This is a genomic window from Mycobacterium sp. ACS4331, from assembly GCF_001667265.1.
In the GTDB taxonomy this organism is placed as follows: Bacteria; Actinomycetota; Actinomycetes; order Mycobacteriales; family Mycobacteriaceae; genus Mycobacterium.
In genome coordinates, this window is the sequence record NZ_LZHW01000084.1 from 34,079 (window position 1) to 42,277 (window position 8,199).

The following is an 8,199-nucleotide window of genomic DNA, read 5'->3' on the forward strand; positions in this document are numbered from 1 at the left end:
CTCCCGCTCACCCCTGAGTGACCCGGCGTCGCTCAGGGGTGGGCACTGTCCCGTCGTCGGCGGCGCCGAACCTCTCAGCGGAACCCGTCGGACACGCGTGTCCTCGAGCGTTGAGTTATCCGCTCTTACGCCGGAATTCGCGACGGCCCTCGACCGGGCCATGAGCCTTGGGCTGCTTGGCGCCGCCGTCCGCGTGGGAGGTCCCGGCGGCGGATCTGGCGTTCTTGCGCTCCAATGCCTCACGGAACTTCTTCTTGTTCTCGTCCTCCGGAGCCTCGTCCTTACCCATGGACGGCAGCCTACCGTCAGCGCCTGCCCGGAGGGCTGCCATAGACGTGCGAGATCGGCAGGGTGAGCACCACACGCCGGTCGGTGACCATCGCCTGCCGATACTCGTCCCAGTCCGGATGCTCACCCGCGATGTTGCGGTACAACTCGACGAGCGCCTCGACAGTCTCGTCATGCGGATCGGCGGCCGGCGGCGTGAGGCTCGCGGTGCCCTCGGCCACCGCATAGGACCATCCGTCGTCGGAGCTGACCAGGATGGACGCGCGCGGATCCCGGCGCAGATTGCGGGTCTTGGCGCGCGGTTCGGTGATCGACACCTGGATCGCGACCTGCCGGGGGTCGAAGTGGTAGGAGACGTTGGACAACTGCGGACGGCCGTCCCGCTTGAGTGTGGCCAGCACCCCAAGAGAGTTGCCGCGGATCACGGCCAGGAGCTTGTCGTCGAATACCTGCCGAGTCATCTTGTGAGCCTACTGACAGGGCCCCCTCGTGCCTACCATTGCAAGTATGACCATTGTCAGGCCAAGGTTTTCGGAGTCGAGCCGATGACCCGCTACGTGGCCTTCCTGCGCGGAGTGAACGTCGGCGGCGTGAACCTCAAGATGGCCGATGTGGCCAAAGCCTTCTCCGACGCGGGGTTCGGCAACGTCAAGACCGTGCTGGCCAGTGGCAACGTCGTGTTCGACGCCAAGGCCAAGACCGATGGGGTGCGGAAGAAGGCCGAGGACACGCTGCGGGAGAAGTTCGGCTACGAGGCGTGGGTGCTCGCCTATGACATGGACACCGTCGCGGCGATCGATGACGCCTTTCCGTTCGAACGCGAGGTCGAGGGCCACCACTCCTACGTCACCTTCGTCACCGACCCCGAGGTGCTCGAGGAACTCGCCGCCCTGCCCGCAGGCCCAGAGGAGAGGATCGCGCGCGGAGTCGGCGTCCTGTACTGGCAGGTGCCACGCGCCGGGACGCTGGACTCGACGATCGGCAAAACCATGGGCAAGAAGCGCTACAAAGCGTCGACGACCACCCGCAACCTGCGCACGCTGGAGAAGGTGCTGCGCCGGTAGGGTCGAACTCGATGACTGCCTCACCTGACGACGCTCTCGAGAACGGGACCGACGCCACGGCCAAGCACAGGGCCGACCTGACCGGTGTCTCCGAAACCGCGCTGATGACGCTGTGCAGCCGGGCACGCGAGGCCCGCAGGGCCGATGCGGTGATCTCTGACCCGATGGCCATCCGCCTCGTCGACTCCATCGACTACGACTTCACCAGGTTCGGTTCGACGCGCCAGGACATGGCCGTGCGGTCCAAGACGTTCGACCTGCACACCGCGCGGTACCTGCGCAGCCACCCCGAGGCCACCGTCGTCGCGCTCGCGGAGGGTCTGCAGACCAGCTTCTGGCGTCTGGACGCGACACTTCCCGCGCCTCGATTCCGTTGGCTGACGGTCGATCTGCCACCGGTCGTCGACATCCGGCGCGCTCTGCTGCCCGAGTCACCGCGCATCGAGTACCGCGCCCAGTCCGCACTGGACTACAGCTGGGCCGATGCCGTCGACGCCTCGCGCGGGGTCTTCATCACCGCCGAGGGGCTGCTGATGTACCTGCAGCCCGAGGAGGCCTTCGCACTGATCGGCGAATGCGCCCGACGCTTCCCCGGCGGCCGCATGATGTTCGACCTGACCCCGAAGTGGTTCGCCGGGCTCGCCCAGCGGGGCCGGCTGCGCCCGTCCCGCCGCTACACCGTGCCCACCATGCCCTTCGCGCTGACCCCCGATGAGGCGGTGACCCAGCTGAGCGCCGTCCCCGGGGTCACGGCGGTGCACGACCTGCCGCTGGAATCCGGCCGGGGTTGGCTGTTCAACCAGGCCATCGGGCTGCTGTACCGGATCGACCTGCTGAAATCGGTCCGAGGGATCACCGCGCTGCTCGAGTTCGGCTGAGCCCGGCGTCAGGCGAACGCGGCCTCGATGTAGCGCAGCGCGGCGGCCCGATCCACGCCGAGCGCCCGCGCGGCCTGCGCGTAGGTGTGCGCCGCGGCGGCCATCGCCGCATCCGCCGGATCGGCACGGGCCACGAAAGTACCGAAGCGCCCGCGCGTTTCGAGCATTCCCGAGGCCTCCAACTCGCGGTAGGCCCGCGCCACGGTGTTGACCGCCAAACCGAGCTTGCCCGCCAGTTCCCGCACCGTGGGCAGCCGAGTGCCGGGCGGAAGACGTCCGTCCCGCACGGCCTCGATGATCTGGCTCCGCAACTGGTCGAACAGCGGCTTCGGCGCGCTCGGATCAACCTGCAACCACTCCCCCAACTCCACGTGTCCCAGTATCCATCAGGCCCGCTATTTTGGTGGGGTGCGCATCGTGGTCCTCAGCGGCGCGGGCATCTCCGCGGAAAGCGGCGTGCCCACCTTTCGTGACGACAGGAACGGCCTGTGGGCGCGCTTCGATCCCTACGAACTGTCCAGCACGCAGGGCTGGCAGGACCACCCCGAGCGGGTGTGGGCGTGGTACCTGTGGCGCCATCACCTGGTCCAGCGCGTCGACCCCAACGAGGGTCACCACACCGTGGCGGCGTGGGAGAAGATCGCCGGGATCGAGGACGTCACGGTCATCACGCAGAACGTCGACAACCTGCATGAGCGCGCCGGCAGCACCGCGGTGCACCACCTGCACGGAAGCCTGTTCGAATTCCGTTGCGACAAATGCGATTCCGCTTACCTCGGCGAGCTGCCCGAGATGCTGGAGCCCGAGCTGGAAGCCGAACCGCCGCAGTGCGCGTGCGGTGGGCTGATCCGCCCGGACATCGTGTGGTTCGGCGAGCCGCTGCCCGAGGGGCCCTGGCAGGCCTCGGTCGAGGCCGTCCAGCGCGCGGATCTGCTGATCGTGGTGGGGACCTCCGGCATCGTCTACCCCGCCGCGGGCCTGCCGGAGATGGCGTTGGCGCAGGGCACCGTGGTGGTGGAGGTCAACCCCGAGGAGACCCCGCTGTCCGCGTCAGCGACTCTGGCGGTGCGGCAGAGCGCCAGCGACGCGCTGCCACACCTGCTGCAACAGCTTCCCTCGCTGCTCAGGCGGGTTTGACGGCGCGGCCCAGCGCGAACTCCGCAACGGGCAGCGGCAGCCACCGCGGCAGTGTCCACTGCCTGCGTGCGGTGTCGATCGTGAACCCGACCTCGGTCAGCCCGCGTTCGGTCTCCCGGTGCGTGTGGCACCCGCCGAACAGTCTCGGCCACACCGTGGCGTCGGCCGCGCTCTGCAGCCGGCCCCGCCACCCCGCGCTCGCGACGTGCTCGAGGTAGCGCAGTTGGCCGCCGGGCCGCAGGGCCGTGAACAGCTGACGCAGCACCGGGGCAGGTTCATCGACCGTGCACAGCACCAGCGAGCACACCACGGCGTCGAAGGGTTCGGCGTCGGTGAACTCCTCCACGGTCTGACCAGTCACCGTCACCGGGACGGGCGCCGCCGCGGCGGCGACCTGCGCGTGTCGCAACAGCAGGGCCTCGGGTTCGACGGCGACGACCTGGCTCACCTCGGCCGGATAGTGCGCGAAGTTCGTGCCGGTGCCCGCGCCCACCTCGAGCACCCGCCCGGACAGCCCCGCCAGGTTCTCGCGCCGCAGCCTGGTCAACTCCTCGGTCTCATGGGCCGACATCACGGTCCACACCCGGGCGAAGAATGGGTTCGACACCTCGCTCATTGACGCACTCCCTTGTTCTCGAGAACCCAGTCCAGGGTGTCCTGCACCGTGGCCTCTGCACCGATGATCCCGATCACGATCTGTCCCGTGCAGAACGCCCGCATCACGTTGTCGGCGAAGTCGAGTGGGTCGCCGAACGGCAGGTACGGCTTGGCCACCAGCAGGGCCGCGATCCCGTGCGCCGTCGACCACAGCTGAAGGGTGACGGCCGTGGGGTCTCCGGGCGGATAGATCCCCTCGTCCATCAACGTCTGCACGGTCTCCCGCAGATGCATGAACGCCGACGAGGCCAACGTGGCGTCCACATCACTGCCGGGACGTCCCTCGCCCATGGTGGCGATGCGGTACAGCTCCGGGGTGTCGATGGCGAACCGGACGTAGGCCAGCCCCTGCGCACGCAGCACGTCCAACGTGGTCGACTGGCCATCAGCCGCCTGCTTCATCTTCGCGTGCAGGCTCTCGTAGTAGCGCGCGCACACCGCGTCCAGCAGCGCGTCCTTGTCGGTGAAGTGCAGATAGATCGACGGCGGCGTGACACCGACCCGTTCGGCCACCGAGCGGATCGACACGTCTTTGACGCTGCCGGTCTCCAGGAGCAGATCGGTTGCGGCATCCAGGATCTCGTCGCGCAACTGCTCGCCAGACCCACGTGGGGCCCGCCGTCGGCGTCCCTCCAACGACCGTGGGTTCATCAACCGGTCTCCGTCACACCGACCCGGGCGCCAGCGGGCGCGTCCGCTCCCGGCCGGGGGTGGTCCGGTCCCGATTCGCTGATCCCGATCCGCTCATGCAGGCGCGCCAGCGGTTTGGGCGCCCACCAGTTCCACCTGCCGAGCACGTGCATGAACGCCGGGACCAGGACCATGCGCACGAGGGTGGCGTCGACGAGGACGGCCAAGGTCAGCCCGAGCCCGAACATCCGCATGAACGACACCTGCGCGGCGATCAATGCCGCGAACGAGATCGACATGACCAGCGCCGCAGCGGTGATCACCCGCCCCGTGCGGGCCAGTCCGAGGGCGACACTCTCGTCGTTGTCGGCGCGGGTCCTTCCGCTTTCGAGCCAGAACTCGCGGATGCGCGAGACCAGAAAGACCTCGTAGTCCATCGACAGGCCGAACGCGATACAGAACAGCAGCACCGGCATGTTGGCGACCAGCGTCCCGGTGGGCGTGGTCCCGAACGCACCGAGGTGCCCGTCCTGGAAGATCCAGACCAGCGCGCCGAACGCCGCGGTCAATGAAAGCACATTGAGCACAAGGGCTTTCAGCGGAAGCACCACGCTGCCGGTCAACAGGAACAGCAGGATGAAGGTGATCACCGCGATCACGCCGAGCACGAGCGGCAGCCGGGACGTGATGGCGTCGACGCTGTCCCGATTGATCTGCGCGATACCGGTCAACTGGACGTCGCGACCGCCGGGGCCCTGCACACTGTGCAGCGCGTCGAGCTGGTTCTCCGAGGCGTCGGAGAACAGCGGCGCGGCGCTGCCGACGGTCAGAAACGCGCTGCCCTGGGCGATTCCAGTGGCCGCCGCGGGCGGCCCGACTCGGTTGCCCCCGACGAACGTGCCGGTCGGCGCGGTCACCGCGGACACGTCGGCCACCTTGGACACCTCGGCGGCGTACCGGTCGAAGTCGGCGGGCGTCAACCCGTCGGCGTCGGGGACGACGACGGTCACGGCGGTGTTGGAGTTATCGGCGAACTCGGTGCGAAGCTGGTCGCCGAGTTGATGCGCCGACGCGCTCGCCGGCAGGACGCGGTCGTCCGGGAATCCCCACTTGATTCCCAGGAACGGGGTGCCGAGCACCAACAGCAGGATGACGCCGGCCAGGCCGATGGGCAGGGCCCGGCGCATCACGGCCTTGGTGGAGCGATACCAGAACAGCTGCTCGACGGGTTTGGGCTGCGGTTCGGGCCGTCCGGTGAGCCTGCGCGCGAGCCTGCGCACATCAAGCGCGTCAAGGCGGGGGCCCAGCAGCACGATCGCCGCGGGGGTGATGATGACGGCCGCGAACGACGCGAACGCCACCGTTGCGATGCCCGCATAGGCGAAGGACTTCAGGAAGTACATCGGGAACAGGATCATCGCGACCATCGACAGCGCGACCGTCGTGGCGGAGAACAGCACTGTGCGGCCCGCGGTGACCATGGTGCGCACCACGGCCTCATCGCGGCTCGAGCCCTTCGCCAGTTCGTCGCGGTAGCGGCTGATGATCAGCAGCGTGTAGTCGATCGCGAGCGCCAGCCCCATCGCCGTGGAGAGATTGAGGGCGAAAATCGACACGTCGGTCGCGAACGTGATCAACCGGAGCACCGTCATGGCACCCACGATCGCCAGCGCGCCGACCGCCATCGGCAGCGCCGCCGCCAGCAGTCCGCCGAACACCCACACGAGCACCAGGAAGCTCAGTGGGATGGCGATCGACTCCATGAGCAGCAGATCATGTTCGGACTGCTTGGAGATCTGCGAGTAGACCAGGGCCTGCCCGCCGGTGACGATCGTGACATCCGCGTGCTTGGCCGGGATCGTCTCCGTGACGGAATCCACGACTTCCTGGGCGTACTTCTGGGCCCTGCTCTCACCGCCGTTCACTCCGGCGACGATCAGACCGGTCTTGCCGTCCCGGCTGGCCAGCTCGGCGGCGGCCGCCGGAGGCGAGGTCCAGGCCGAGGTGACGCTGGCGACGTGCTCGGAGGTCTTGATCTGGTCGATGATGTCCCGCGCTGCGGCGGCGGCCTCGGGACTCTTGACGCCCTCGGGCGCGGTGACGGCGAAGACCAGCTGCATATCGCCCTGGTCGAACTTCTCCGCGAGCAGTTCGGAGGCCTGTGTGGACTGCGACCCCGGATCCTGGAATCCTCCGGCGGACAGGCTCTTGGCGACCGGGAGGCCGAACGCCGCGCAGGCGATCATGGTCAGCACCGCAAGCGCGATGATGCGGCGCGGCGCCGCGATGGCCAATAGCGCGATCCGTTGCAGCACGTGCGTCCCCCTCACCGATGGCCGTCCCGCCACCCGCCCTCGATTCAAGCCGAGAATCGGCACGAACTTATCAGCGTTAAGTTATCGCGGTCAACGCTTGTCCGACGCGGGCCGAACACGCCGCACAGGGGACACGTCGAGCAGATCCTCATCGTTCACCCGGCACCTGTGGCCAGTCTTAACGAGCCTTACCTTCTGGGGCCGTCCACCTAGGGTGGTGATCTATGGCGACTGGATCCGATATTCGTTTCACGACGTCCGGGCGGGATCTCGGCCTTCTGGTGCTGCGGTTTGCCGTCGGCGCCGCCATCCTGCAGGCGGGACTGCTGAAGGCGTTCGACTTCCAGATGGTGGTCGACAGCATGGGCCAGAGCGGGTGGAGGATGCCGCAGCTGGCGGCCTTCATGGTCACCGCCGCGGAGACCCTCGGCGGAATCGGCCTGCTGCTCGGAATCGTCACTCCGCTGGCAGCGATGGCCGTGACCGCCGCGATGATCGACGCGTGGGCCGTCAATGTGTCGGGCGCGGCGTTCTGGTCCGAACCCTTCAACATGCCGTTCATGATCGGGCTCGGGGCGATTGCGCTGCTGTTCACCGGCGCCGGCGTCTACTCGCTCGACGAGCGCCTGTGGGGGCGCGCGACCTGGCCGCGGCTGGTCTCGGTGACTTTGCTGGTCGTGGCGATCGCAGCGGCCGTGGTGACCTGGGTGGCGCTCAACGGCACCAACCCCATCCACTTCACATCGCCCGCGGCCTGAGGGTGACCTGTCGGTAACCCTACTTCGAAGTAATAATTGCCACCGTTTTCCGAACTGTGACTCAATGAATCCTTAAGAGTGACCCATACGCTCAGTGTCATGTGGATCGACGACACCAACGCTGATGTCATCAAGATTGATTTCGACGCGCTCTACCACGGCGACTTCCTCGTCGAGGGTGAGACTTCGGAACAGTTCGACGAACTCCATCCCCTGGCCAGCTGATTCGGTTCACGTCGCCTCCGCGGTGACGTGACCGGCCTGTGCCAGCCACCGAAAAAGCCGATGCCCGCTTCGCGGCGGACATCGGCTTTTTGCTGCGCTGAAGCCGCGAGTGGGGGGGGGGGGGGGGGGGGGGGGGGGGGGGGGGGGGGGGGGGCGCGGCGGGGGCGCCAGGGGGCCGGCGGGGGGGGGGGGGGGGCGGGGGGGGGGGGGGGGGGGGGGGGGGGGGGGGGGGGGGGGCGGCGGGGGG

The 8,199-nt window shown here is 68.2% G+C and carries 11 protein-coding genes; 5 read left to right on the forward strand and 6 right to left on the reverse strand.

What is annotated here, in order from left to right:
* Positions 1–115: 115 nt before the first annotated feature.
* On the reverse strand, positions 116–289 hold the full coding sequence (locus A5727_RS27915; RefSeq protein ID WP_197507705.1) for a DUF5302 domain-containing protein: 174 nt from the start codon (positions 287–289) through the stop codon (positions 116–118).
* A 16-nt stretch (positions 290–305) separates the two neighbouring features.
* Positions 306–749: a PPOX class F420-dependent oxidoreductase gene (locus A5727_RS19600; protein WP_068253564.1), complete on the reverse strand. Its 444-nt coding sequence runs from the start codon at positions 747–749 to the stop codon at positions 306–308.
* Positions 750–833: 84 nt separating this feature from the next.
* Between A5727_RS19600 and A5727_RS19605 the strand changes: the two genes are divergently transcribed.
* Complete coding sequence (locus tag A5727_RS19605) at positions 834–1,352, forward strand: DUF1697 domain-containing protein (protein ID WP_068253568.1); 519 nt, start codon at positions 834–836, stop codon at positions 1,350–1,352.
* Between the two features lie 11 nt (positions 1,353–1,363).
* Positions 1,364–2,230 carry a class I SAM-dependent methyltransferase gene (locus A5727_RS19610; RefSeq protein ID WP_068253571.1) on the forward strand — a complete coding sequence of 289 codons (867 nt, stop codon included), beginning with the start codon at positions 1,364–1,366 and terminating at the stop codon, positions 2,228–2,230.
* Between the two features lie 8 nt (positions 2,231–2,238).
* Here A5727_RS19610 and A5727_RS19615 read toward each other — a convergent pair whose 3' ends face one another.
* Positions 2,239–2,601: an Rv1152 family transcriptional regulator gene (locus A5727_RS19615; protein ID WP_502687696.1), complete on the reverse strand. Its 363-nt coding sequence runs from the start codon at positions 2,599–2,601 to the stop codon at positions 2,239–2,241.
* Between the two features lie 37 nt (positions 2,602–2,638).
* Here A5727_RS19615 and A5727_RS19620 point away from each other — a divergent pair, with 37 nt between their 5' ends.
* Complete coding sequence (locus tag A5727_RS19620) at positions 2,639–3,367, forward strand: NAD-dependent deacylase (protein ID WP_068253583.1); 729 nt, start codon at positions 2,639–2,641, stop codon at positions 3,365–3,367.
* Here the strand turns inward: A5727_RS19620 and A5727_RS19625 are convergent.
* Genes A5727_RS19625 through A5727_RS19635 form a run of 3 tightly spaced genes read right to left on the reverse strand, consistent with a single transcriptional unit; the run spans position 3,354 to position 6,969 of the window.
* Positions 3,354–3,983, reverse strand: a complete 630-nt coding sequence (locus A5727_RS19625) for a class I SAM-dependent methyltransferase (protein WP_068253586.1) — start codon at positions 3,981–3,983, stop codon at positions 3,354–3,356. The genes A5727_RS19620 and A5727_RS19625 overlap by 14 nt on opposite strands.
* Positions 3,980–4,675, reverse strand: coding sequence for a TetR/AcrR family transcriptional regulator (locus tag A5727_RS19630; RefSeq protein ID WP_068253589.1), 696 nt, complete (start codon positions 4,673–4,675; stop codon positions 3,980–3,982). The genes A5727_RS19625 and A5727_RS19630 overlap by 4 nt, the downstream gene beginning before the upstream one ends.
* Positions 4,675–6,969 (reverse strand): MMPL family transporter, encoded by a 2,295-nt coding sequence (locus A5727_RS19635; protein WP_068253598.1) that lies wholly within the window; start codon positions 6,967–6,969, stop codon positions 4,675–4,677. The genes A5727_RS19630 and A5727_RS19635 overlap by 1 nt, the downstream gene beginning before the upstream one ends.
* Positions 6,970–7,193: 224 nt before the next feature.
* Here A5727_RS19635 and A5727_RS19640 point away from each other — a divergent pair, with 224 nt between their 5' ends.
* Positions 7,194–7,727: a DoxX family protein gene (locus A5727_RS19640; protein ID WP_068253592.1), complete on the forward strand. Its 534-nt coding sequence runs from the start codon at positions 7,194–7,196 to the stop codon at positions 7,725–7,727.
* A 99-nt stretch (positions 7,728–7,826) separates the two neighbouring features.
* Complete coding sequence (locus tag A5727_RS28405) at positions 7,827–7,952, forward strand: hypothetical protein (RefSeq protein WP_286150203.1); 126 nt, start codon at positions 7,827–7,829, stop codon at positions 7,950–7,952.
* Positions 7,953–8,199 lie beyond the last annotated feature (247 nt).